This window comes from Sphingomonas sp. PAMC 26617 (assembly GCF_000242835.1).
Taxonomy (GTDB): Bacteria; Pseudomonadota; Alphaproteobacteria; order Sphingomonadales; family Sphingomonadaceae; genus Sphingomonas.
Genome location: NZ_JH594426.1, coordinates 297624 through 322760 on the forward strand (window position 1 = coordinate 297624; position 25137 = coordinate 322760).

Annotated in this window: 25 protein-coding genes; 5 read left to right on the top strand and 20 right to left on the bottom strand. The window is 64.8% G+C overall.

Translation table 11 applies throughout. From position 1 onward, the window contains the following. On the bottom strand, positions 1–388 hold a 388-nt coding region (locus RH91_RS20070), incomplete at its 3' end, for a DUF3768 domain-containing protein (protein WP_157137067.1). A gap of 250 nt (positions 389–638) precedes the next feature. Between RH91_RS20070 and RH91_RS20075 the strand changes: the two genes are divergently transcribed. Beyond that, positions 639–965, top strand: coding sequence for a hypothetical protein (locus RH91_RS20075; RefSeq protein ID WP_010165165.1), 327 nt, complete (start codon positions 639–641; stop codon positions 963–965). A gap of 326 nt (positions 966–1291) precedes the next feature. Here RH91_RS20075 and RH91_RS20080 read toward each other — a convergent pair whose 3' ends face one another. Genes RH91_RS20080 through RH91_RS20090 form a run of 4 tightly spaced genes read right to left on the bottom strand, consistent with a single transcriptional unit; the run spans position 1292 to position 4483 of the window. Beyond that, on the bottom strand, positions 1292–2302 hold the full coding sequence (locus tag RH91_RS20080; RefSeq protein WP_010165166.1) for a tyrosine-type recombinase/integrase: 1011 nt from the start codon (positions 2300–2302) through the stop codon (positions 1292–1294). Then, complete coding sequence (locus RH91_RS21315) at positions 2295–2477, bottom strand: hypothetical protein (RefSeq protein ID WP_051116747.1); 183 nt, start codon at positions 2475–2477, stop codon at positions 2295–2297. Before RH91_RS21315 ends, RH91_RS20080 begins: the two co-directional genes overlap by 8 nt. Before the next feature lie 24 nt (positions 2478–2501). Beyond that, positions 2502–3254, bottom strand: coding sequence for a tyrosine-type recombinase/integrase (locus RH91_RS20085; RefSeq protein WP_081469600.1), 753 nt, complete (start codon positions 3252–3254; stop codon positions 2502–2504). Then, entirely contained in the window at positions 3251–4483 is a 1233-nt protein-coding gene (locus tag RH91_RS20090; RefSeq protein ID WP_010165167.1) for a tyrosine-type recombinase/integrase, read from the bottom strand. Before RH91_RS20090 ends, RH91_RS20085 begins: the two co-directional genes overlap by 4 nt. A gap of 83 nt (positions 4484–4566) precedes the next feature. On the opposite strand from RH91_RS20090, the gene RH91_RS20095 reads away from it, so the two are divergent. Then, positions 4567–5175 (top strand): cation transporter, encoded by a 609-nt coding sequence (locus tag RH91_RS20095; RefSeq protein WP_010165168.1) that lies wholly within the window; start codon positions 4567–4569, stop codon positions 5173–5175. A 23-nt stretch (positions 5176–5198) separates the two neighbouring features. On the opposite strand, the gene RH91_RS20100 is transcribed toward RH91_RS20095, so the two are convergent. Then, complete coding sequence (locus RH91_RS20100) at positions 5199–6233, bottom strand: sensor histidine kinase (RefSeq protein WP_010165169.1); 1035 nt, start codon at positions 6231–6233, stop codon at positions 5199–5201. Beyond that, positions 6230–6910: a response regulator gene (locus tag RH91_RS20105; RefSeq protein ID WP_010165170.1), complete on the bottom strand. Its 681-nt coding sequence runs from the start codon at positions 6908–6910 to the stop codon at positions 6230–6232. The genes RH91_RS20100 and RH91_RS20105 overlap by 4 nt, the downstream gene beginning before the upstream one ends. Before the next feature lie 99 nt (positions 6911–7009). Here RH91_RS20105 and RH91_RS20115 point away from each other — a divergent pair, with 99 nt between their 5' ends. After that, positions 7010–9274: a TonB-dependent receptor plug domain-containing protein gene (locus tag RH91_RS20115; protein ID WP_081469601.1), complete on the top strand. Its 2265-nt coding sequence runs from the start codon at positions 7010–7012 to the stop codon at positions 9272–9274. Between the two features lie 138 nt (positions 9275–9412). Here RH91_RS20115 and RH91_RS22905 read toward each other — a convergent pair whose 3' ends face one another. After that, a complete protein-coding gene (locus RH91_RS22905) occupies positions 9413–9583 on the bottom strand; it encodes a hypothetical protein (RefSeq protein WP_198283320.1) in 171 nt (56 codons plus the stop codon). A gap of 728 nt (positions 9584–10311) precedes the next feature. Here RH91_RS22905 and RH91_RS23315 point away from each other — a divergent pair. After that, positions 10312–10536 carry a hypothetical protein gene (locus RH91_RS23315; RefSeq protein WP_010165176.1) on the top strand — a complete coding sequence of 75 codons (225 nt, stop codon included), beginning with the start codon at positions 10312–10314 and terminating at the stop codon, positions 10534–10536. A gap of 94 nt (positions 10537–10630) precedes the next feature. Here RH91_RS23315 and RH91_RS20125 read toward each other — a convergent pair whose 3' ends face one another. The 3 genes from RH91_RS20125 to RH91_RS20130 form a co-directional block, all read right to left on the bottom strand. Beyond that, entirely contained in the window at positions 10631–11041 is a 411-nt protein-coding gene (locus RH91_RS20125; protein ID WP_010165177.1) for a single-stranded DNA-binding protein, read from the bottom strand. Between the two features lie 816 nt (positions 11042–11857). Beyond that, a complete protein-coding gene (locus RH91_RS22690; protein ID WP_157137052.1) occupies positions 11858–12115 on the bottom strand; it encodes a hypothetical protein in 258 nt (85 codons plus the stop codon). A 93-nt stretch (positions 12116–12208) separates the two neighbouring features. Continuing rightward, positions 12209–13168, bottom strand: a complete 960-nt coding sequence (locus tag RH91_RS20130) for a DUF2493 domain-containing protein (RefSeq protein ID WP_029624131.1) — start codon at positions 13166–13168, stop codon at positions 12209–12211. Positions 13169–13416: 248 nt separating this feature from the next. On the opposite strand from RH91_RS20130, the gene RH91_RS20135 reads away from it, so the two are divergent. Continuing rightward, complete coding sequence (locus RH91_RS20135) at positions 13417–13725, top strand: hypothetical protein (protein WP_157137053.1); 309 nt, start codon at positions 13417–13419, stop codon at positions 13723–13725. Between the two features lie 209 nt (positions 13726–13934). On the opposite strand, the gene RH91_RS22695 is transcribed toward RH91_RS20135, so the two are convergent. The 9 genes from RH91_RS22695 to RH91_RS20175 form a co-directional block, all read right to left on the bottom strand. Continuing rightward, positions 13935–14093: a hypothetical protein gene (locus RH91_RS22695; protein ID WP_157137054.1), complete on the bottom strand. Its 159-nt coding sequence runs from the start codon at positions 14091–14093 to the stop codon at positions 13935–13937. Positions 14094–14143: 50 nt separating this feature from the next. Continuing rightward, on the bottom strand, positions 14144–15124 hold the full coding sequence (locus RH91_RS20140) for a hypothetical protein (RefSeq protein WP_010165180.1): 981 nt from the start codon (positions 15122–15124) through the stop codon (positions 14144–14146). After that, a complete protein-coding gene (locus tag RH91_RS20145; protein ID WP_232283624.1) occupies positions 15117–15794 on the bottom strand; it encodes a DUF6927 domain-containing protein in 678 nt (225 codons plus the stop codon). Before RH91_RS20145 ends, RH91_RS20140 begins: the two co-directional genes overlap by 8 nt. Next, on the bottom strand, positions 15754–16389 hold the full coding sequence (locus RH91_RS20150; RefSeq protein WP_010165183.1) for a hypothetical protein: 636 nt from the start codon (positions 16387–16389) through the stop codon (positions 15754–15756). The genes RH91_RS20145 and RH91_RS20150 overlap by 41 nt, the downstream gene beginning before the upstream one ends. 73 nt (positions 16390–16462) lie before the next feature. After that, positions 16463–16672, bottom strand: coding sequence for a hypothetical protein (locus RH91_RS20155; RefSeq protein ID WP_010165184.1), 210 nt, complete (start codon positions 16670–16672; stop codon positions 16463–16465). Next, on the bottom strand, positions 16669–17640 hold the full coding sequence (locus RH91_RS20160; RefSeq protein WP_010165185.1) for a phosphoadenosine phosphosulfate reductase domain-containing protein: 972 nt from the start codon (positions 17638–17640) through the stop codon (positions 16669–16671). Before RH91_RS20160 ends, RH91_RS20155 begins: the two co-directional genes overlap by 4 nt. After that, complete coding sequence (locus RH91_RS20165) at positions 17637–18560, bottom strand: ArdC family protein (protein WP_010165186.1); 924 nt, start codon at positions 18558–18560, stop codon at positions 17637–17639. Before RH91_RS20165 ends, RH91_RS20160 begins: the two co-directional genes overlap by 4 nt. A 138-nt stretch (positions 18561–18698) precedes the next feature. Continuing rightward, a complete protein-coding gene (locus RH91_RS20170) occupies positions 18699–20762 on the bottom strand; it encodes a ParB/RepB/Spo0J family partition protein (protein WP_010165188.1) in 2064 nt (687 codons plus the stop codon). Positions 20763–20887: 125 nt separating this feature from the next. Further along, complete coding sequence (locus RH91_RS20175) at positions 20888–25108, bottom strand: strawberry notch-like NTP hydrolase domain-containing protein (RefSeq protein ID WP_010165190.1); 4221 nt, start codon at positions 25106–25108, stop codon at positions 20888–20890. Positions 25109–25137 lie beyond the last annotated feature (29 nt).

Here is a 25137-nt window from a genome sequence, read left to right on the forward strand (position 1 = left end):
CGATGGAATTTGAATACGACGGCAATGGCGCCGGAAGCCTCACGGGAAAGGATACACAGAATGTGTTCTTGACAACCGTTTCCTCATACAAGTCGATTTCCCAATAGCAGGGGACGCCAGCGAACTCGAACTTTCCCATGTCACGTTCGCCATGCGGATTGATGTCGTCGTCGAAGGCGTCGAAGTCGCGCACTTCGCGGAGGATCTGGGCGCGGTTGCGCCATCCCCGGAACAGGCTGACGTCGCCGATCAGGTCGGCGATACCGCTCGTCATCATCACGCGGTTGTTGCCGGGAGCGGTGATATGTTCGCGCAGCCAGTCGTTGTGCCGTGCGATCTCGGTGACGCCACCTTTGGCGCGGTCTGAATGAGGCGTTTGCTCGGCCATGATGGTCTCCTCGTCCGGACCCCGCCAATCGGGGTCGTTCGACAGGCGACAGGACTGCCGGGGCATAGTTCGCGTAAGCGCACCCGTAGGGTCGAAACGGAGTGGAGAAGCCCGCTTGCGGGCTTGCGCGGGTGGACGCCCCGGCGAGGCCTTCAGAGCCCGAACACCCTCTGATTGGCGACAAGGGGTGAGATCATTTCCGCAAGGCTAACGCTGGACGACCGCGCCGATCGCGGCGTATCGTTCGGCCATGGAAACGGCTGCGAACATTGTCGCCCTGTGGCCCCGCTGGATGGAGAGCGCCGGCGAGATGCTGCGCATGAACGCCCTGGTCCGGACGCGCTGCCGTGGCTGCGGGACGTTGATGCGGGCTGACCTCCACGACATCGTGGCGCGGCATGGCCCTGGCTATTCGCTGATCGACAAGCTGGAGCGGTGCCGGATGGTCGAGTGCGTTAGCCCGAACTTCTATCTGGCCTCGCGGACCTATGGGGGTAAGTGGACGACGCTGCTGCGCGACCCGCGGCTGATGAAGGCGTTCGAGGAACTGCCGCCTGTCCGGACGGCGTGGAGCTGATTGCCCGCCTTCGGAAGAGATACCGTCTGAATTTGAATTCCGCACCCAAGCGGTGGGTAGAAGGGGGCAGAAGCCCTCTGTCCAGCAGGGCTGCCGTGCTTGCGTAGCCGGGCCGGGGCGGGCTCGATGCCCGCTCCGCCGCCTTCACGGCTGAAGCGCGGGGAGGGGAGGGGGGCCTGAGCCCCCCGACGTCTCAGGCGAAAGGGTCGTATTCGTTCTTATGATCAGATCCGCATAAGAATGATTATGATCCCTTCGAGATTATGTAGGGGCGTGATTGCGAAACGCAGCCTGACTAGGTTTTAGCCCGGCCAGGCTGCGCATAATCATAGCGCTTGAAGAAACGCCATCAGCTTGTCCGGGGCGCGATAGCGTGCCGGCATCGCGGTAATCGGCTGCAAGCGGCTGAGAGCTTCCTCCTTCATCGCGAGGTCGGCCTCCAAGTAGATGTGCGTGGTGGTCGGGCTTTCGTGCCCGAGCCAGAGTGCGATGACGGTAATGTCCACACCCGCTTGCAGCAGGTGCATTGCGGTCGTGTGGCGGATCGAATGTGGCGAGATCGGTCGGTTGGCCAGTTGCGGTAACGAGCTGGACGCGCCCTTCACCGCAAGCGCAAGGCGCTCGGTGACGCTCGACCGCGACAGCCTTCCGCCCGAGCTGTTAGGGAACAACGGATCGGTCTCGCCCGATCTGGGCAGCTGGCGAAGCCACTGCCGTAGCATGGCGGCGGTTGCCTTCCAGATCGGCACGCTTCGTCGCTTCCGGCCTTTCCCGCGAAGGTGCGCCACAGGTGAGACGTCCAGCACGACATCGCAGATTCGCAGGTCGATGACCTCTGATACGCGCGCGCCCGTGTTGTAGAGCATGGTGAACAGCGCTCGATCCCGCTGCCCGGCCCAGCAGCGCCGGTCCGGCGCATCGATGATCGCCTCCATCTCCGGTCGTGTCAGGAAGCCGAGTACGGCCTTGTCGCACCGCTTCTGCGGTACCGCCAAGGCGTGTTCGATGGTGGCAAGGGCAGTTAGGTCCTGATGGGCGGCGTACTTCAGGAACGCCCGGATCGCCGAGAGGCGGGCGTTGCGACTGCGCACGGTGTTGCCTCGCTCGCGTTCCAGGTGGTCGAGGAACGCGAGGATCAGCGTCGCTTCAAGGTCGGCAAGCGCAATCTTAGTCGGTGATTTCCCGATTGTTTTCTGCGCGAATAGAAGCAGCAGCCGGAACGTGTCGCGATACGCCGCAACCGTGCTGGGGCTGACGGCGCGGTGCTCGCGCAGGTATTCCGTGAAGAACCGCTGGAGCAGTGTCGGAAACGAGGGGGGTGCGAGAAAGTCAGCCATGACGCACCTCGCCAACCTTGGTGCTGAGCGCCTCGAACCGTTCTCCAGCGATCGCCATCAGGTCCGGCACCGCCTGCATGTACCAGTAGGTATCGCCGACGTTGACGTGCCCGACATAGGTTGAGAGCGCCATCATTGCGTTGCCGATATCGGCGCCGTGTTCCTGCCAGAGCATCAAGCGACGGCAAATGAAGCTATGTCACAGATCGTGGATGCGGACGAACTGATGACCTCCGCGTGCCGGGATGCGAAGCTCAGCAGTAAGTCGGCGAAAAGCCGACCTTACGCTACCGTAGGTAAGCGGTTGGTAGGTTCGCTCGCAAAGGAACAGCGCTGCGCTGCCCTCCATCGAACCGTGGCTGGCGCGTACGCGCAGATAGGTGCGGAGTGCCTTGGTTGCGCTTGGATGCAGCGGAACGAGCCGGCTCCGCTGGAATTTCCCGTGCAGCACGGTAAGCTGCGCCTGGCTTTCATCGATATCGCGGATGCGCAACCGAAGTGCCTCCGAGATTCGCAGGCCGGTCGCGGCGAGCAGTCCGAACAGCATCGCGTAGGTCGCTGGTTTGAGCCGACCCGGCAGTCGCTTCGCGGCCGCGACCAACGCCTCTACCTCTGAAAGCGAGTAGATGTGAGGCGCGAGCCGGCGGTGCGAGCGTCCGAACGGCGCGTCCTCCGGGAACTCCGTTTTCGGCTCGTGGTCGGCGAGGTAACGGGCGAACGGCCTGAGCACTGCGACGCGTCCGGCCCAGGTGAATGGGTCAGCGCGCGACGCACCCTCCTTGGCCCATCGCAGCACGATCTTAGCGGTGAGCGGCCCCACATGGCCGTTGCCGTCTGCGAAGCTGGCGAACGCTAGCGTTAGACTACCCGAACGGTCGAGCTCGAATCCGAGCTGTCGGCGTTCGGCAAGATAGGCTTGCGCCAGCGCGTGCATTGTGGAGGGCGCGCTCATGCCTTGTACCCCGGCCAAGGGAGAGCGACCGCGGACAGCCGTGCTGCGTCGACCCGCGCGTAGATTGCTGAGGTGACGATGCTGCGATGACGCAGCAGGTCGGCGATCTGCTTCATCGGCGTGCCGGCGTTCACCAACCGACTGCCGAGTGTGTGCCGGAGGATGTGAACGCGGGTGCGGTCCCAGCCGAGCCGACGATACGCGGCATGCACAGTTTGCTGGACAACGCGCCGCCCAACCGGCTCGCCCAGCGGCGCGACGTGCCGGACGAACACCTCGCGTCTGCTCGACGCCGGCCGCTCGTGCAGCAGGTAGTCGGCGATCGCAACACCGGTCTCATGCGGAAGCGGCAGAACGTCAGCCCGGCGCGCCTTGCCAGCGGCGACCCGCACGGTTCCCTCCTGCCAGCTTATGTCCTCGAGCCGAAGCGAGATGATCTCGCTGCTTCTCAGCCCGAGGTCGGCGAGGCAGCGAACAATGGCGTAACCCCGCCTCCTTGAAGGACAGGGCGCGTCGAACGCGTGCAGGAGCTGGTTCAGCTCGTCGGGCGAGAGCGCTTCCGGCAACGCCGCGTCTCGCCAATAGGCGGGGCGCGGGACGGCGCGCAGCAGATCGTGCACATCATCGCCAAGAAGCTTGCGGTGTCGCAGGTAGCAGCGGACCGCCCCGCCCATTACCCGGATCGTGCTTGTGCTCCAATCCGCGTCGCCGAGCACGAACGCCCGGATAATCGATGGTGACAGCTGCGTCAGGTCGATTCTACCAATCCCGAACTGTCGCTTGAGCAGGCGGCGGATTATCCGGCAGCGATGGTCGCGGGTGCCTTTTGACAGCCCCCAGACCTCACGCATCTTGTCGTCGAAACAGGCCAGTTCGCGTGCGATCTCATCAGAGCTTGGAAGGGGTGCGATACCCAGCCTCTGAAGCAGGCCGAGCAGAAGATGGAGGGCGGCCCGCACTTCGATCAGCCGAAGCGGTACCGGGCGCGGGCACGTACATTGCGGCAAATGCTTCGACAGGAACTGCCCGATCAAGGCCGCATCGACATCGCTCGGCTCGAGTCCTTCGCCGTCGAGCCACTGCCCGAAGTGGACGACGCTCGCGAGATAGCGGCGACGCTTTTGACCATATCGACCAGCATCCAGAAGATCGTCGTAGGTTCTGATAATGGCCGTAAAAGCGTTGGTTGGGTCGTCTGTGCGCAGGTGGAGCGTGAGATGTGTAGGCATGGGCTTGATCTCCGGTTCATGGGAGATCGAGTAGAAAGACAGGATCAGCTGACATCCATAGGTGCCGGCTGCTGGAGGAATGAATGAGCGGGGATCTTGCGGTCAATACGACGCCAGGCTTGCGCCGGGTGGTTCGACTAGTAGCGCTGCTTAACTTCGCCTATTTCGGTGTGGAGTTTGCAGTCGCGACCGCGATCGGATCTGTCTCGCTGTTCGCGGACTCTGTCGACTTTCTCGAGGATGCCTCAGTTAATCTGCTGATCCTCGTGGCGCTCGCTTGGTCCGCCTCGCGCCGCGCCAAGGTGGGTATGTTACTTGCTGGCGTTCTCCTCGTGCCCGGCTTGGCCACGCTGTGGACCGCGTGGGGGAAGTTCGGCACCCTAGCGCCACCCGCGCCGCTTCCACTCACGCTGGCCGGTCTTGGTGCGCTTGGCGTCAACCTGTCTTGCGCCTTCATGCTTGCCAGATATCGTCATCACAGCGGCAGTCTGACCAAGGCTGCTTTCTTGTCCGCTCGCAATGACGCGTTTGCCAATGTTGCGATTATCGGTGCCGGCGTCGTAACAGCGTTCTTGTGGCGCTCGGCATGGCCCGACCTCGCGGTCGGGCTGGCGATAGCGCTTATGAACGCCGACGCCGCCCGTGAGGTTTGGCAGGCCGCCCGCGCAGAACATCGGTCAGCTACATCGTGACCCGGCGCATCAACGGTGCTTTCTTAACCAGTCAGCGGTTTGAGATTTAGAACAAAAGACGCGCCGCCTTGTGGCCCGTCCTCTATCGCAACGCTGCCGCGGTGTGCCTCTGCGACCTGTGCCACGATCGCGAGGCCCAGACCGGCTCCCGTCCGTGCTTGGCCGGGAGCGCGCCAGAAGCGCGAAAACACCTTGGCCTGGTCGTGTTCGGGAATGCCGGGGCCATGGTCACTTACGCGAACCTGCGCCGGAGCACTCACCACAACCGTCACTTCGGTCCCGACCATGGTGTGGTGAACCGCGTTCTCGACCAGATTGCGGGCAGCGCTCGCAAGCGCATCGGTATCGCCGGAGATCATGATGGGCGCAGGTGGCGCTTCGAACGCGATCGTGCGACCGAGTCCGACCGCCCACGGCGCGAGTTGCTCGACCACCTCTCTGACAATTTCCCCGAGATCAACCGGTCGACGCGTATCAAGCGGCAACGCATCGAGCCGCGCGATCCGCAGGAGCTGCTCGACCAATCGCGTCATTCGCGCGACGTCGTGCCGGAGGCGCATTACCTCTTCGCTTTCCGGCAAAGTTTCCAACCCGGACGTCAGAATGGCAAGCGGCGTGCGCAGCTCATGGGCAGCATCGCCGGTAAAGCGGCGTTGAGTTTCGAACCCACGCTCAAGTCGATCCAGCGCATCATTGATCGCTGCGACGAGCGACAGCAATTCAGTCGGCACACCAAGGTTATCGAGCCGGACGCCGGGTGATGTCGGATCAATCCGGCTCGCACGATCGGAGGCCTGCTTGAGCGGTGCGAGGCTGGTGCGCACTGTCACGACCACCGTCGCAAGCACGACGGCAGCGAAAAGCGGGAAGCTCCAAGCCGCCTCCTTCATGAACTCCTCGACGAATATGTCGGCTTGGCCCTCATCGGACAGCCCATGGGCAATCCGGTAGGCCTTGATTACAAGCCCGGCGAAACCGACCACCATCGCGACGATGCTCAATGCCGCGAGCCGTCCGACGAGGCGGCCTTCTAGCGAACCTTTGCGGAACAGCTTCACGCTGTAATACCGTCTGTCAGGAAATAGCCGACGCCGCGCACGGTGTGGATCGTGCAGCCAGCATTAGCGTCTGCGAGCTTCTTGCGCAGATGATGGACATGAACGGGAATCGCGTTCGACTCCAGCTCGCCCCCATCGCCATACAGCTTTTCCTCGAGGAGCACTTTCGGCACGACGCGGCCGTTTCGACGTAATAGATGCTCAAGGATCGCCAGTTCCTGGCGCGCTAGCGGCAAGGCCGTGCCGTCGACCCTGGCTTCCCGGCCGATCGTATCGAACGTCAGTGTTCCTGCTTCAAGCAGCACGCCCAGCGAATGGCCAGGTCTCCGCAGCAACGCCTTTAATCGAGCGACAAGTTCAGTGCCGGCAAATGGCTTGACCAGATAATCGTCCGCGCCGGCATCCAGCCCGGCGACGCGATCATCGAGCGTGTCGCGAGCCGTCAGGACGAGCACCGGCAGGCCCGACCGCCGTGCCCGCAATCGGGCTAGCAGCGTCAAGCCGTCGCCATCGACGAGGCTAAGATCCAGCACGGCTGCATCGTAGGGAAGGAACTCCAGGGCATGATCAGCGTCCTGGATTCCGGGCACGGTATCAGCGACGAACCCCGCTCGGCCGATAATGCCGACGATCAGTTCGGCCATTCGCGGGTCGTCCTCCACCACCAGAACGCGCATTTGTTTCTCCGCCGGGACAGTTCGGCCGTCCATAAAACTGCCTTAAACGAGCACCGCCACAGGCCTTGAGGACCTTCCTTCTAGCGGCATGGGCTTTCAATGACATCTTCGCGTATCGTCTCCCTGCTCCTCGTATCGGCCTCGCTGACGATGCTGGTCCCAGATCTTGCCCACGCAGCGCAATCTCGGGACGACGATGACGACAAGTCGGTCCGCACCGCCAAGCGAGCGGGTCACCATCTGCCGGCGCCGGAAAAAGCCAAGAGCCACGCTGCTCCTCGTCGGGATGACGATGACGATGATGACGACAAACATGCGCGTCCCGCACCGGCGCCAAAACCTGAAACGCCTCCATTACCGGTAACGCCTGCTATGCCCTCGTCACCAATGACCCCTGACGCCGTGTTGGCACCGCCTGTGGCTCGACCTACAATCATCAGGCACGATGCTGATGATGATGGCGATGATGGTCCAGCCCCGGTCGGCGATATCGTCGTGCAGGCCGCGCGGCTGGACAAGGCGCGGGCTGCGGTCGATCCTGCTTTGGGTGCGTCGACCTACACGTTGACCAATGACACGATTGAAAAGCGCCCTGGTGGGGAAACCACGACGCTGGCCCAGATACTGCTGCAAGCGCCGGGCGTCACTCAGTCAGGCAATGGGTCGCTCCGTGTCCGCGCACAGGGCGATCTGCAATACCGAATCAACAATGTGATCGTGCCCGACGGGTTGAGCGACCTCGGCGAGAGTCTAAGCGCGCGGTTCGTTGATCGCGTCCAGCTCGTCGCTGGCGCGCTGCCGGCTCAATATGGTCTGCATGCTGGCGGCGTGGTGAATATCACGACCAAGAGCGGCGTCTTCGACCGTGGCGGACAGGCGGAAGTCTATGGCGGAAGCCAGGGCGAGATCGAACCCGCATTTGAATATGGCGGGGCATTCGGAAAGACGAACTTGTTCGTCTCCGGAAGCTATCGCCACAACGACGTTGGGCTCTCAGCGCCTGATCGCAGCGGTATCCCGTCGCATGACCGAACCGACCAGTTCGACGGGTTCGGCTATCTCGATCGGATCATCGATGATCAAACACGAGTCTCACTGGTCCTCGGCACTTCTAACGAACGCTTCCAGCTCCCCGCCTTGGCCACTGACACCGCTCCTCAAGGAACGGAGACGCAGAACGCCGACTATGCACTTGCGAGCATTCTTCGGACGGCCGGTGATCTCACGCTGCAGGGTTCGGCGTTCGCGCGCTATTCGCGCCTGAACACGGCCGGGGACCACATTGCACCGGGTCTCGTCCAGACGGCCGACACCAGCGGCGTGACCGGAGGGTTGCAGATCGAAGCGGCCTACGTCGCAAGCCCGCAACACACGCTCCGTAGCGGAATCGTCATCAGCCTCGATGGTGGCCGCACGGTGTCGTCCACCCAAGTGGAGATGGAGCGCTCGACCGAGCACCGGACGATCGCAACGGGGTTCGTGCAGGACGAGTGGCGCCCGCTGGACGGCGTCGTCGTCAATGGCGGCTTACGGTTCGATCACGCCAGCGGTGCCGGTGGTGGCGATCGCCTCAGTCCACGGCTTAACCTCATCTGGTCGCCGGGCAGCGGGATCGACGTGCATGGCGGATACGCCCGCTACTTCGTGCCTGCATCGCAAGAAGCATTGACGCTGACCGAAAGCCGAGGGGGGAACTCGGGCGGGACCCTACGTCCCGAGACCGATGACTATTACGACGTTGGGTTGCAACGAACCCGCGGCGGTCTAACACTCGGCATCGATGGCTATATCAGGCGTTCCCGCAATATGCTGGTCGACGCTCCGCTCGGGCAGGGATCACAACAGTTATTTTACAATTTCTCAGCCGGACGCAGCAAGGGCATAGAGTTCACCATGACCTATGCGAATGGTCCGTTCGCGGCGTGGTCCAATCTTAGCATCGCGCGCACCGAAGGTCGCGATGTCGTATCGGGCCGCACGCTTTTTGCCCCAGCCTATCTCGCCGACATCGCCACTCGCTATCTTCCGATCGACCAGGATCAAACCGAGACTGCTTCGGGAGGCGTATCTTATCGGCTGGGCCGCCTTCGCCTGTCGAGCGATGTGCTTTATGGAAGTGGCGTTCGGGCAACGCGAGTCGGCGGAATGATCAACGGCGCGACGCTGCCAGACTATGTTCAGATCAACTTTGCTGGGCTGCTCCGCCTGCCCGGGCACGCCGGCAAACCGCTCAATCTGCGCCTGGACCTGATTAATGCGCTCGATGCGCGATATCAGCTCCGCGACGGCACTGCATTGGGAGGCGGCACGCCGCAATTCTCGCGCGGCCGAGGTATTTTCGTTGGTGTTGAGCAAATATTCTAATCGCCAATAAGCTGACGGACGCCGATTGGCGATGACGCCGCCCCTGCTAGCGCTGATCCGGTGCCGAGCGGAGCTCATCGATTATGCGCAGCCCGGATGGCTGGATACCCAGCCGGGCTGCGCTTCCCGATCACGCCCCTACATAATCTCGAAGGGATCATAATCGTTGACGATCGTGAGCGAGCTGTCGTGATCTTCGGCGGTGATGACGGCGTACCCTGTGCCGACGGCGATGACCATGGTTGCCACCATCAAGGTTCTTGCGAGGCCCATGGCGTTTTTGCGGGCGATCCAGATATCGTTGAACATGTCCGAGGCTCCTGTGAAGCCGGCGGGGTTCATCCCCGCTCGACAGGCGCCCGACAGGACGGGGAAGGGCCGCGATCACTTTTTTCGCTTGCGAAAAAAGCCGTAGCGAAGCGCCCGGACCCCTTGCGGGTTGATCGTACAAGGCCCTGAGCCGGCCCAAGGATTGCGCCTCAAGAGCGGGGTGAAGCCCGCCTGCCCGGAACGTCGTGCTCAGCGTTGGTTTGCCGGTAACGCGCCCCCTCGCAGGCGCGGTGGACACCTGCCCAGTCCGTGCCCCCTCTCCGCGCTCCAATGTCGACGGGCGCAGTGCGCTGCTCGGCGGTGCAGCCCCGGCCGGGCCAAGATGGAAGGAAGTTGCCGCTTTCCGGAAAGAAGTTTCCGCGCTGCGCGTCCGTCAGTCGATCGTCACCCGAACGGGCCGAGACCGGCTACGGGCTCGGTGGAGCGAAGCGGAATAGAGCGACGGTCCCGGCTTCGCCGGGAGACGTCAACTCGTTTCGAAACAGCAACCCAGGCTACCCCGCTTCATGATAAGGCTTTAGATTGAATGGCGATCCCTACCGTCCCCTATGCATTGGTAGTCGACGACGATCCGCTCATTCTCAGGCATGTATGCGACATTCCGGATGGAGCGGGTTTTCGCTTTCACGAAGCGGGTACGGGCAAAGAGGCCAAGACCTCCTGAGCGATCATGCCGACGGTGTGACGCCCTGTTTTCAGACGTGGCGATGCCCGGCGACAGCGACGGGTGCGTGCTAACCCATTACTTTGCCGAGCATTGGCCCTGGATGGAGATCGTGATCGCAAGCGGCAACGTGACGCCATGTCCTGGGGACATGCCCGGCAAAGCGACGTGCATCGGCAAGCCTTTCGACGATCGCATGCTCCAGCAACGTCTCACGGAGACGCTGCCGGACAACAAGCAACTCGAGCAGCTCAAGCACGCGGCTTAGCTGTGTCTTCGTGAACTTGTGACCTTGCGGTCCTGATTGCCGGTGAACGCGAGAAGAGGCCCGGAGCGCCAGCTCCGGGCCCGTACTGCCTCCCTCAGAAGGGTACGTCATCCGCCTCATCGTCCTGCGCGGCGCCTTGGCGTTCCTGGCGGTTCTTGCCGTAGGAGAGGAAGGTCACTTCGTCGGCGATGATCTCGACACCGTAGCGCTCGATGCTCTGATCGTCGGTCCAGCGGGTGTAGTGGATGCGGCCCCGGACCATGACCTTCTGGCCCTTCTCGACATACTGCGCGACGGTCTTGCCGACGCCGTTGAAGCAGGTGATCCGGTGCCATTCGGTGTCCTCGACCCGGCGACCTTCGCCATCCTTCATGGTCTTGCCGTCCTGGTCGCGCCTGGGGCGCGAGGTGGCGAGGGAGAAGTTGGTGATCTTGGTGCCGCCCTGGGTGGTGCGTACTTCAGGCGTGGCGCCGACGTTGCCGGCGAGGATGACGAGGTTCTGCATTTCGAGGTTCCTTTTTTGCTCGCCGGGGGGTCCGTCCCCTCGACTGAACACCAAAAAAGACGGCCAGGACGCCCTCTCCACCGGAAGCGCGAAGACGCGCAGGGGAACCCCGATCGAAGGGGTGGTGCGGGCAGCCGTGGCACACGGCAACTCGGCCCGAATGATCGCGGGTTGGAGGGGGTGGACGGCCGGATTAGGTCGTTCAGGAAAGAGAGGGGATGGACCCCCACCGGCGGGCAACGAACATGGAACCGTGAAGCAGGACGCCCTTGTCGCGTTGCTCGTCCGGCAGTGCCACTATGCCTTGATCCCGCTATCCGGGCGGACCTGACACCCTCCCTCGCTGGTGCTCGCGCCCTGCGCCGGTGTCTGTCGTGAAGGATGATGGTCGCGGCGTGGACCTTGGTACCGTCTTTCGCCGTCACGGCGCGCGCGCGTCGTGCGTGTCGAGATGACGATGGGGGGGGTCGTGCTGCGCAGCGCCCCGCCCGGACGGCAGGAACCGAACGCGGCTGTCGTGATTCCGGCGGCGCATCCCCCCTGGCATAGAGCGGCGAAGCCGGCGCAGAGACCAACGCGGTGAGGTGGCATGCCGCCCGACCGAGAGGCACACGGCGAGGGGCAGACTCCGGCCTCGCCCCACGGAACCGCTCCGCGTCGGAATCGCGATGCGGGCACGGTAAGCCCCCGTCAGTCGATCGTCACCCGAATGGGCCAAGACCGGCTAAGGGGCTCGGTGAAACGAAGCGGAATAGCGCGCTGGTCGCGACACTATTGGCCCCGAACCTTCGCGAGCTTGCCCTTAGGAACCAGTCATCACCGCTCGGCTGTTCGCCCTGGGAAGCCTGCACGACCGATCATGACCTCGACAGCGCGATCCGCGTCGTCGTCATGCAGGCGGGGGCCGGAGCCGGCGACGGTGACGGTGACGAAAAGCCTCTTGCCGCTCGCGCGAGGAGCGCTGCGATTGTCCGTCATGACGACGTGGCAGGTATCGCCGTCAGACGAAGCGCGAAGCGCGAAACGCGAAGCGACCGCAATGCGCAGCCGTCTGTTACGGGTTGGGCGAGGCATCGGTTTGCTCCCAGATGGGGTGGAAGTGAGTGGAATCTGCGGGGAGGCGGCAAAGGGCGAGGCCGCTGGTTTTGCCAGCGGCCGAGCCGAAGCTCAGGCGACCTCTCGGTCGCGCTGAGCGTTCTGAGCTGCGGGCGGGGTCCCCAGCGGACCGCGACGATCGACCACGCGGATGCCGGCCTTCTTGGCGTCGATGACCAGACGCTCGGTCACGCCGTTACCCTGGAAGGCGATGACGTAGCGGGGCTTCAGCGAGAGCATCTGCTCGTTGCGACGGAAGCCGGCACGATCACCCAGCTTGCGATCGAGACCGAAGCGAACTTGCTGGATGCCGTTTTGCTCGGCCCACGACGCCGCGATGCGCTCGATCCCCTTCATGTCGCCGCCATGGACGAGATACATGTCGCCGACACGCTCCCGAACCGCACCCAGGGTACGCAGCAGATTGTCGCCAAACGCCTTCATATCCTCATCGGTCCGGAAGGTCAGCCGTCCCCCGGCAAACACTACGGGCGTGCCCTGTGCAGTGTTGGCGCCGCGGACCCGCTCGCGCCGAGCCTGGAGGAAGGCGCGTCCGTCAACGATTGCCGACGTAACCCCGAGCGAAATGCGGTTGCCGGTCGACGGGATCCAGGAACGGCCGGTCTCGCGGATATAGTGTGCCGCTGCAGTGTCGCGCATGTGCTCGTAGCAGGTGGCGGCTTCCTCGATCTTCTTGGCAAGGTCGATCTTGTCCTCGAGGTTGGCGGTGTTGATCTCCGAACCGTCCTGCTCGGCCAGGAGGAGCCTGATCTCATCGGTGAGACGGTCGATGGTCGCGTGCTTCTTCGCCGCGGCCCGGTGGAAGAGGTTGACCAGGCCCCAGCCCATTTCCTCGATGTCGCGCTCGAGCGACGTGTTCTGGAGGGTTGCGAACAGGTCGCTCCAGATGGCGGTGGTGGTCTGCTCCAGTGCTTCGGTCGAGGGCGGGCACATGCCTGAAATGTCTTCGGCGCGGGGTTCGAGGTGTCCAAGCTCCAGAGCGGAGAGTGCGGCAGCGAGGGAAGTGGTCATGGGGTCAAGCCCTTCATCTGATCGAGGCCGGCGGCCTATCCGCCGGATGCGCACCTCCTGGGCAGCCGAATGAGGGGCGCCCGCACCGACGCGAAGCGGAGGGAAACCGCAAAAACCGGGGTGGTGCGGGCAGCCGCAAAGCGGCAACTCGGCCCGGATTTTTGCGGTTGCGGGGGTCTCGCGGCCGCCCATGTGCCGCATCTCTCTGGCGGAAGGCTGTCGGGCGTCAGGTGGCGTCGGGCGCAGACGTGACCACGCTTGCTGCTACGGTTGACGTGGGGCTCAACCCGAACGTCGCGATGTCGTCGAGAAGCGCCTGCCACGTTGCACACAAGCGGACCATCGCCGCTGGGGTGATCCGTGGGCGCTCCATCGGCGCCGATCGCATCGACCATGGTGCGCAAGCTGTCGACCAGATCCTCGCTCCGGGTCGCGGTATAGCCCGCGCACGCCGTGGCTTGCGAGAACAGGCCCGGGACGGGCAGGGCGGAGGCAGCGCCGCCATCGAGGACAAGGCGCTAAGGCGCGACGTCCGCACCTTCAGCGACAAGCGCTGACATAAGTGGGATGCTCCGTATTGAGGCTCTTCCACCCGTCGGTCGTATGCGATGCATCGACAAGCGGAGCGGCAGGCGCTGACGACGTCTTCCGCCTCGACAGTGATTTCCGCACGGTAATGGGCAGGGTATTCGAAAGGGGTCGGTGAAGGTCTTCATGAGACCGGACTTCTGAAGGCTGGCAAAATTGGAGACCCAAGCGGTTCGGGTCATTCGTAGCGGGGACGCTCGGCCGGAAAGGCGAGAGGGGGCCAGCCTTCGTGGGCGTGGGCCCCGAAGCGACCAGCGGAGAGGACGCTGCTGATCTCGCGAGCGTGATCGCCGACGTTCCAATCGCGATTGAGATGCGCCTGAAACTCCAGCGCCATCGTCCACCCGTGGTCCTTGTGACCCTCGGCAAAGGTGACGCCACAGGCAGTCAGTGCCGGTTCGGTGCAGAGTTCGCCGGAATCTCAGTATGATGGTGATGGTCTTTGGCCAGCGCGTCGGACGCGCGATGAAAGTCGTCGAGCCAGCGCCCCATCGGGACGCGTTGCTCAGGGAGAAGTGCGGCCTGCGCGGCCTGAAAATCGAGTAGCGCCAAGGGCGCCGTCTCGATGATGCGGTCGACTTCGGCCGATGATAGGAGGCCGCGTTCGCGGATGAGTTCGGTGATGCTGCCGGGACGCGGCGTCGCACCGCGACGGCCAAGCACCGGCTTGCGCCACAGGCCGTCGACATTGCGAAGGCGAGGCTTGGCTCGCGCTTCCATCAACACAATGATGCGCAGCTCCTCGGTTGAAAGCTCCAGCACCTCGTCGGGCTTGATGCTGCCACAAAAATAGCAGCTCGATTTGGGTGGGACGGGGAGTCCGGCGCGCGCGATGCGCGCCTCGCAGTCGGCGCGCGACCATTCCCATTCCCGCAAGGGGTAGCGGTAGGCGTAGCGAGGATCCTCGCACCCGACCGCATGATGATAACGCTGCGTGTCGCGTCCCGAGGCGTCGTAGCCGATCAGCTTTACCACGCGCCCGCCTGCGTCCCAGCAGCGGCGCGCGGGTTCCCACTGGGCGGTCCAGGCATCTTGCGGGGCCGCCTTCCATTTCTGGCTGCACGACCCGCCACCAAATACCACGGAGGGAAGGGTGGCGTTGGTCAGCATGTTCTCGGCGATGCCCGCACAGGGCGGCCAGTGCTTGAAGTTGCGGGGCTGGTAGCGGACGATCTCGGATGGGATGCCGCGTTCCGACATCCAGGCCCGGAACACGGGGATGAACGCATAGGTCGCCGATTTTTCGGCGCCGGGATCGGCGAAGAGAACCATGTCGACGGGCTCGCCGCGTTCGGCGAGCTCGACGATCATGGCGGTGGAGTCGACGCCGGCCCCCCAGGCCGCGATGACGGGCGGGCGATCAACCATTGGTCGTATCCCGGACGATGATCGCCGCATGAACGATGCGGTAGGCGCGCTTGCGAAACGCCGGGATGCGGCAGATCGCGCGGCTTTCCGGGTCGCGGAACAGCGGCGTCTTGCCTTTGGGGTTGGCAACCACCTCGAAGCGGCTGCGGTCGCTGCCGTCGCTGAAGCGCATGGGCTCATCGAAGATGATGATCTGCCCAGGCTTCGGGGTCGGCTTGGCCCGGTCGAGCTTCTTCGCGAGCAGGTTGGCGCGGCACCGCGCGCGCCAGGCCAAGGCATATTCGCTGTCCGTAGCGGTCAGCTCGTCGAGGATCGCGGCCGGGCACTCGCTCTCGTTCGGCCCGGCCGTTTCATCCATGTCCTTATAGCCGAAGGTGCATCCGTCGCGCGCGCCGGTGCTGGTCTTGGTGAGGCAGACGATGCCGAACACGATCCGTTCGGCGTCGTCGGCGAGGCGCTCGCAAGCGGCGTAATAGGTTGATCCGACCATGGCTGACGCGAGAACTGTCAGCCGATGCGTGTCACGCTGGTAGGTGAACTGGTTGTCGAGATAGGAGCGCGCGGAGGCGTGGCCGCCCATATCGCGCATGAAGAGCCAACCCATGATAAGTCTCCGATGACGTGAGGGATCAGGCGGCAGCGGCGAGGCGCGGAGCGCCCACGTCGCCAACCGTCGCGGTGAGCCGGCGCTGGAACGTGGCGGCATCCAGCAGCTCGGCGATCGGCGCGCGTTGAACGGGGCCAGCGTGTTCGCCGCCCCGGCAGCGGTTGAAGGTGATCTCGCTGTCGGGGAGGAAGCTGTGCGGCCGCACCCGGATCGAGAGATCGGCGTGGCGCAGCTCGGTCGTGCCATCGTCCGCGATACCCCCCATGTCGCTATCGATACGGACGTCATGGGCCTCGAGGCCGATCGTCTCGGCGAGCGAAGCGAGCGCGAGGCGTGCCTGCCGATGGAAGGTACGTTTCGCCGCTCCGTCGCCGACGACGCTGTTGCCGGCGATGTCGAGCAGCGCGGATCCTGCAATGACGGTACCCCGATCTTCCGCACAGCGCAGGCGCAGTTCGTTGGTGCTGGGCGCTCCACGTTCGGCGACGGACGCCAGGTTGCGGATCAGCAGCAGGACCGATGCATCGCGGTCGATCGGCTTGCCGGCACGCTTGCAGTCGTCGACGCCCGCGTTCAGGGCATGTAGTGCTGCGGGCAGGGTGCCAAGCGCGTCGGGGGAAAGCGCCTCTTTGTGGCGGTAGTGAGTGTCGTAGAGCATGGCCGGACCTCCTGAGCGCACACGCGCGCTCAAAAGGCCGAAGGCTCCCTCTCCTCCGTCAACGCGGCCTTGGTCAGAGCATCCCTCCTACAGGGTCGGCCGAGCGGGAGGCCGCGTCATAGCCGTATTGCCAAGCCGTGCGGAGCTTGCTCGCTCGATGGTAATGGCAACGGTCGTTGCCCATGACGAAGCTGCGCCATCCCGATTTCTCGGCTTCCCACAGCGGGTCTTCCCGCGTGGGACCGAGCAGGTCCATGAGATCGACGCGCGTGGCGGCGTTCATGGCGGGCCTGCATGGTCGCCGAAGGCGCCGGCAGGGAGCGTCCAGCGATCCGCCAGGATCGAGAGACGCCAGACCGGATCATCGGCTTGCGCCAATTCGTCGGGATGGAGCGTCGCAGCCGGGAACGCCGTACCGCGATCAGCAAGCTGCGTGACGGTGAGCGTGCGATGGATCGTCTTCCTGCTCGCGGCTTCGCGAGCCGCAACCCGTCGGAAGGCGGCAGGGAAGACGAGCCGGAGCGTCGCCCATTGGTCCGGTGAGCCGAAGATGCAGGCTCGGCACGACAGACGTCCCCATCCCAGGACGTAGGCCGGGTGGGGGCGGATGCGCGCTTGCGAGATCGCGTCCCAGGTCAGGCGCTCGGTCCAGTCATGGACCGGGCGCCAATGATCGACTGCACGCGCGAGGGTGGAGGTGCGATGCGGCTCAAACGTCGCATAGCGCGCACGCGAGGGACTTTCCTCGGCGCGCTCGCCGGTGATGACGAGCGTGCGGCCGTCAAGGAAGCGCGGCTGATTCCGGATCGCGGCCGCGAGGACGTCGATCTTCAGCGCGGGGCTGCACCAGCGCACCCGAAGATCGGGAGACGTCTGGGGAAAAAGCCCGCGCGTGCCAGCAGGGCCGTTGCCCCCGGCACGGCCGATGCCAGTCGGCGTCTCGAACGCGATCGGCGCGGTCGGCGCGTCGTCGCGCGCCAGCTCGCGCGCGAAGCCGCCCTCGCGCCACGAGACGTAGAGAGCGATCCCGAAATGCTCGGCGATCGCGCGGACATAGGCGGGGGTGCACGGCCAATCCATGAAGGTCGGGCCGTGGCCATCGACATCATGGTGATGCAGCTCGATCGCGTGTGCCGGCACCCCGAGGCTGAGGAGGTGGAGCAGGGCGGCAAGGCTGTCCTTGCCGCCACTGAATGCCACGACGAAGCGCCGGTAGGCGCCGAGGTCGGGGAGGGCGGCCGGAGCGGTCATGCCGCTTCACGGATCTGTTCCTCGGGTTCGGCCGAGGCGTCGAGGCCGGTTGCGCCGAGCAGATAGCCGGCTGCCGCTTCGGCCTTCGCCGCGGCGGTCATGATCGCGCGGCTGTCCTTGCGCAGCACCTTCAACCACGAGCCGATATAGGCGGCGTGGTCGTCCATATGCGACGTCGGCAGACCAAGATCGGCACCGAGCAACGCTGAGGTCATCTCGGCGCAAAGCTCCTCGAACGCGTAGGCGTCATCGCCGAAGCGCTTGCCGAACGTGCGATCGAGCCGGTCGGGATGGCCGGTCCAGTGGCCAGCCTCATGGGCGAGCGTGGCGGCGTGGTAGGCGCGGGTCGAGAATAGCTCGACGGGCGGCATCGTGATGCTGTCGGCGGTGCGGTCGTAGAACGCGCGATCGCCGCGCGTGTGGACGGTTGCCGGCAGCGCATCGAGGAAGCGCTGCGCGCGCTCGTGGAGCGCATCGGCCGGGGGCACGATGCTGACAGGCCTCGGGTAGAAGTCAGGAGACAGCCCGTCGATCTGGTCGCAGTTGAACACGGCGTAGGAGCGCAGCACGCGCCGCATCTCGTCGGTCGTGTCGCCGGTGACGACGGATTCGACGGTCTTGCTGTAGGATTTGTAGAAGATCGCGATCTGCGATCGCTCGCCCTCGCGGACCTGGCCGCCAAGCGCCTGCGCTTGCTTGTAGGTCATCCAGGTGCGCGAGTTGTACCCGGCACCCTCGGCACACAGCCACAACCAGAAGCAGTTGATGCCCTTATAGGGATCGCCGGTCGCGCGCAGCGGGCGACCGCCCAGACCGGGGCGCCATGGTTTGACCCAGGGGCGCACGCCGGATTCGAGCTTGTCGATGATGGTGTTGGTGATGATGTCGGCAGGCGAGGGCTTGTCGGTGGTCTGTGCCACGATCGGTCTCCTGATTGAGGTGAGGCAAACCCGCGTGAGCATCCTCCCCTCTGGAAGCGGACGGTGCCGGGTCACAAAAAGAGGGGCGACACTCCGAAGAGTGCCGCCCCCAGGTGCCTCGAAATGTGCAAGCCGGCGTCAGGCCGCTTGGCTGAAACCCTCCTCTTCCTCGTGATCGATCACTGCGTCGTCACCGGTGTCGAGGTCGGTATCCTCGTCCTCGTCCGGATCAGTGCCGGTCTCGTCATCGGCGAAACTCGAGCGCAGCGGCGTGCGTGCCGCCTTCTCGATCCCCTCGAAGCGCATGGCTTCCGGCAACCAAGCCGTCGCCTTCTCGCGGATCTCGGCTTCGACGATACCCTGGCCGTTGCACAGCGAAGCACAGGTGCCGGCAAGGTCGCCCTTCTTGGCGTCCTTGTAGCGGCCGCGCAGGATCGGGCCTCCGATCTCCTCGAGCGCGTCGAGCATGACGGTCTTCTTGACCCGGCTGAAGAAGTTCTCGGCCGTCGGGCGCCACCAATTCTCGACCTGGATGTCGAGGAGGCGACCGAGATGGTCGTGGAAGCCGTTGCTCCGATAGCCCTCGGCGACGTTGAGCGTCGGTTCAAGAGTTCGTGCTATCGAGTATGCAACCCAAGCGCCCCGGGCCTCGTCGTCGCGCGCGCGGAAGGCGTCGAAGCGGGCGGTCATGGTCGGCAGACCCGCCCAGCTCGTGTCGAGCCGCTGGCGCTGGTCGTCGATCGTCTGCGACGCCATCGATCCCTCGTCGCGGAACCCGAAGATCGGGAAGCCCGCGGCGCTCGACTTCAAGGTCGAGTGGTTCGGGATGTGCGCCTGCTCGAACACCACGTTCTGCGCCATCAGGAAGATGGTCAGGTCGAGTGCCATAACCGGGTCGCTGGCGACGTGGGCGGCGAGGATCTGGCGGCGCTGCGTCGCCAGTTCGTCGATCAGCGTGGCGCTGAGCTTCGGACCCTGTTCGGCGTCACCGGCATCGCCGTCCCCGGCTGCACCGCCCGATTCCTTGGGCGGTGCGTTCGGATCCACGACCGGCTTTTCGCTGAAGAGGCGGGTGTGGACGCGGGGTTCGCCATCACCCCCGATATACACGAACGTCCCGATCTGCGCCTTTAGCGCCGGATTGATCTCGTGACGGGCGTCCTCGATCGTCTCCAGTTCGCGCTCGATCGCCTCGATACGCGCGTTCGCCGCCTCGGCTTCGGCGCTGCCGTCGGGCAGTTCCTGCTCAAGCTGGTCGATCAGCGTGTCGTTTTCGGCCGACAGAACCTCGACACGCGCGGTCTCGTCCTCGGTGAGGGCGCGGGCAGGCGCGTGATACTCGTGAAGCTGGCGCTCGAGGTCGTAGGGGACGTGCGTCGCCGCGATCGGGGTCACGAACGCAAGGCCCTGATCTCGCGCCAGTTCGGCCGCTGCGGCTTCGAGCTTCGAGGCGGCAAGCGTCTCGATGAGGTCGACGTCGATCCAGTTCTCATCGCCTTCCGTGGCGAACAGGTCGCCCTCGATGCGACCGCCTGCTGCGACATAGGCTTCGCGACCGACGAAGCGCGCCTTGGCGTCGTTCGCCTTGACGGTGCCGTTGAGGATGGCGCGACGGATATTGTCGGGGTTGTCGCCGTAGTAGGACGTTTTCATCTGGGCGAACACACGCGACTGGCGGTTGACGTCGGTGGTGATCGCGTAAGCCTGCGCAACGCCGAGCGTGATCTCGCCGGCTGCGAGCGCCTCGAAGACAGGCGGGGCCAGCTCGGCAAGGCGCACGCGCTGCTCGACGAAGCGGGTGGTCACGCCCTGACGCTTGGCGACGTCCTCGGCCGTCATGCCCTTCTGGATCAGGAAGTTGAACGCGGTGCATTCGTCGGCCGGATTCATCGGCACACGCTGGAAGTTCTCGGCGAGGCTTGCCTCGATCGCGTTGTCGTCATCGCCCAGCACGAGCACCGGGACGGCGTGGTCGGCGGGGAGGGTGCCCTGCTCGATCAGACGTTGGAGCGCGCGCAGGCGGCGACCGCCCGCCTTAACGGTGAACGTGCCCGCCTTCTTGAGCGGGGTGACGACGAGGTTCTGCAACAGCCCCTGGGCTGCGATGTTCGCGGCGAGGGTGTCGATCCCTGCGTCACGGTTGGATTTGCGCACATTGTCCTTCGACAGCGTCAGGTTCTTGACCTTCACGGACTGGATCATCGGTCGTCTCCGTTTGGAAATGGCGCGCCGCGTCCCGCGGTCACGCGAGCCTGGTCCTCCAAGCTCACAAAGCCGAAGGCTCCCTCCCCTCCTTTTGATGACCCGGGAAGAGAGCCTTGCTCGGGTCAGGCGGTGATACGGTCGATCACGGTCGCGGCAGTCGCGACGGGAATGAACATCCGTGTCTTGTGCTGGATGATCTCGGTGAAGCACCCGGCTGCCTTCAGTTCGGGCAATCGCGTGTGTGGCCAGTCGAGCAGTTCGAGACGCTGCTGTCCTGCGACCAGGCTGCGCTTCAGCCGGTACGCACCGAGTGCGGTGATCTCAGCCGTCCCCAGGACGTGCTTGGCGGTCTCGGCACCTGACACCGTGATGGTGGCGGCGATACCGAAAGCGTCTGCGAGCTTGGTGACGAGCGGGGCGGGGACGATCCGGCCAAGGAAGGACTGGCCGTCATCGGTATTCAGACGCCAGACCTGGACGTGATCGTCGGGCAGGCGGTCCCAGACCGGCAGGAGCAGGCCGGTGACGAGGTAGAGCGTGTTGGTGCGTGTCTTGCCCGACATCTCCTCGACCTCGGCCTGCCAGAGCGCCTCGAACTGGGCTTCGCTTGCATCCTCCCACATCGTTTCGAGGAGAAGATCCTGCCGCATCCGTTCGGTGCGCGTCGGGCGGACCAGCTCGTAGCGGCGCACGATCTCGCCATCGTCGTCGGTGAGCGAGTAGGTGCTGCACCGGATCGCGGCCTTGCCCGACTTGCGGTTGACGATCGGACGGGTGTCGTCGCCGAGGATCCGCAAGGCGCGATCTAGCGCGAGCGGCTTGTAGCGTTCTTCGGTTTCCAATCGAAGGATCTCGGTCTCGGCGCCGCTGGTCTGGTCGCGCCGGATGACGGTGCGATCGAGGATCATGATGCGCTCGGCGTTGATGCTCTCGACACCGAGATCGAGCGTGCCGGCTTCTCTCGCCGCTTCGATGCGCGCCTCGATCAGCCCGAGATATTCGTCGAAGATCACGTTCTGCATGGAGATGCGCAGCGCGAGGATACGGTTAAGCCAGCGCTGGATCGGGGGCATCTCCTCCTTGAGCCCGCCACCTTCACCCTCCAGCTCGAGGCCGGTCAGTTTCTGGAACTCGTCCAGTGTGGTGGAGCGCAGCTTGCCGTTGGCGAGCAGGCGGAACCACTGTTCAAGCGACTCCTTTGCATAGTCGCTTTCGAGGTTGTCGCGCGGGTCGAACAGGCCCTGACCGCCGGTCTGGCGCTGGCCGCGGGTGAGCGCGCCCAGGCTGTCGAGCCGGCGCGCGATCGTCGAGATGAAGCGACGTTCGCCCCGGCAGTCGGTCGACACCGGCCGGAACAGCGGCGCGGTCGCCTGATGCGTCCGGTGCGTGCGGCCGAGCCCCTGGATGGCGGCGTCAGCACGCCAGCCCGGCTCGAGGAGGTAATGGTTGCGGCGCGACTGGTTTTCGCACGTGAGGCTCGCATGATAGCTGCGGCCCGTGCCGCCAGCGTCGGAGAAGATCAGGATCTTCTTCTGCCCACGCATGAAGGCGTCAGTCTCGGCGAGATTGGTGCGGGGCGAGCGGCTTTCGACGCGCTGGCGGCCGTGGGCGTCCATGATGACGCGCCGGCTGCGCCCCGTCACCTCGGCAACCGCGTCGGTGCCGAAATGGCCGATGATATGGTCGAGCGCGGATCCGACGATCGGAAGCGCGCAGAGCTGCTCGAGGAGATTGTCGCGCATCTCGAGCGCTTCCTGGCTGAAAACGGGGCGGCCGTCCTCGTCGGACATCGGTTCGGAGCGGGTCTTGCCGGTCTCGTCGACAAAGGTTTTCATCTGTCGGACCGGGAAGGCGGCCGTGAGGTACGACATGAGAAACTCGCGCGGGGAAAGCTCGATGTCGAGGTTCGCCCGCTCTTCGACGGTCAGCGCGGCAAGTGCCCGGTTGAGCATCGCCTCGGACGTCGAGACGAGCTGGATCACGACGCTCTCGCCACGGGCGAGATCGGCGCGGATCGCGGGAACGAGCGAGGGCAGCTTCATGCCGATCAGGAGTTGGCAGAAGAACCGCTGCTTGGTGGATTCGAAGATCGACAGTGCGGCCGCCTTGGCGCCGCTGTTATAGGTGTCATTCGAGAAGCTGTCCGTCACACGGGTCGCGTCCAGGGCGGCGCGCAGGTTGCTGTGGATGATCGCCCACGCATCGGCATAGGCGTCGTACACCTCGATCTGGTCGACCGTCAGCTTGTGTTCGAGGATGTCGTACTCGACGCCGGCGAAGCTCAACGCCCGCGAGACATAGAGGCCCTGCATTTTGAGGTCGCGCGCGATCAGTTCCAGCGCCGCGATCCCCCCTCGGCGCAGGGAGTCGACGAAGGTCCGGCGATCGGCGAACGCCGTGGCCGGACCCCACAGGCCGAGCCGCGTGGCATAGGCCAGATTGTTGACGTCCGATGCCCCGGTCGCGGAGACGTACAGGACGCGGGCGCGCGGCAGGAGGTTCTGCAGGCGTACGCCGGCGATGCCCTGGTCGGAGCCTTGTTTGGTGCCGAAGCTGCCTTCGCCGCCTGCGACACCGGCCATCTCGTGCGCCTCGTCGAATACGATCATGCCGTCATAGTCGTCGCCAACCCATTCGAGGATCTGCTGGAGCCGCGTGCCCTTGTCGCCGCGATTGGAGCGCAGCGTCGCATAGGTGAGGAACAGCACGCCCTCGCCAGCACCGATCGGCGTTCCCAGCTTCCACTGGTTGAGATGCTGGATATCGAGTGCGAGACCGCCAACAGCGGTCCAGTCGCGCCGCGCATCTTCGAGCAGCGTCTCGGTCTTGGAGACCCAAATGTGCTTACGGCGACCGCGCAGCCACTGGTCGAGAATGATCGCGGCGACCTGGCGGCCCTTGCCAGCGCCGGTGCCGTCACCGAGGAAGAAGCCGGTCCGATACGGACGGCCATCCTCGGATGGTGCGATCGATAGCCCCTCCTCGACAGGTTTGAACAGGCCGGGGATGTCACGCTCGAAGGCGTCGCCGGCATATATCAGCGTCTCGAGCTGTGCGTCGGAAAGCGTCTTCGCGTCGACGACGGCTTGCGGGAGCGTGGGGACGTAAGTCGGCCGCGGTGCGGTGATCGAGCCCATGGCGATCGATTCCACCAGCGCGGTTGGATGCGCCGATGCGCAGCCGATCGCGATCCGGCTGGGCCGGTATGGCAGGTACACACCGACAGACTCGCCGGTCGGGAGTGGCTCGGCGAACACGGTGTAATCGATCGGCGTCGCGGTCTGCGACCTCGCGGCTTTTGCAGGTGGTGCGTTGAGGCGCGGTTTGCTGGCGAGGCGGCCAAGCAGCGAGCTGCGCCCTGCAGGGCGCGCGAGCAGCGAGGCGGTGCGCGGGACAGGCGCGGATACGGGGGAAGCGGCCTTTGCCGCGATCGCCGCGAGCGCCTCGGCGAGCGTCGCGCAGCGGATCAGTTCGGCCGGCGTGCCGGTGCCTTTTTCCAACACCATGATCTTCACGGCCTGGCTGGTGCCGTGCTTGGCATAGGCATTTGCCGGCAGCTCGAGGTGCAACGTGAGGGTGCAACCCTCCGTCGCTTTGGCCCAGGCGCGACTCGATGTGTCCACGCGATCGGGCAGGATTGCGGCGCAGCGGCCTCCGGTGCCGAGACGCATCAAGGCGACGCGAAGATGCCGGAACGCTGCCAGCGGGTCGGCGTGGCGACCGATGCTGCGCGAGAAGGGAGGATTGATGAGGACGGCCGTTGGCCGGATCGTTGGTTCGAGTAGATCGTGGATCAACTCGCCGTCGTGCCGCGTGACAGCAACGCCCGGGAACGCGGCAGCGAGCATCTCAGCGCGCGCCGGATCGATCTCATTGAGGACCAGGCGGGCACCGACGCGGTGCGCGAAGGCGGCGAGTAGGCCTGTCCCGGCAGACAGTTCGAGGACCAGATCCGTGGCCGCGATCCTGCCGGCGAGCGCAGCGAGGTAGGCGATCGGGGCCGGGGTCGAGAATTGCTGAAGCTCGATCTGCTCCTCGCTGCGAACGGTATGCGTCGGCAGGTTGGCGACCAGCTCGGTCAGCGCGGCAAGGCAATCGCCGGGTGTGGACGGCAGGTCGGCCTTCGCCAGGTGCATGACCTCGGCGAGTTCGAGCATGTCGTAAGCGTCGCGTAGCGACCAACGACCGTCGGCCGAGGATCCGCCATAGGCTTGCTCCATGACCCGCAGCAGCGTTTCGCGCTGGAGCGATCCGTTCCTGGCGATGGTGTCGGCGACCGCCTTGGCGGCCGTGATCGAGGGTTCGGTGAAGTCGAGTTCGAGAGCTGCGGCTGAGGTGCGCATCGAGGGCTTCCTTCTTGTCGCCCGGTGCC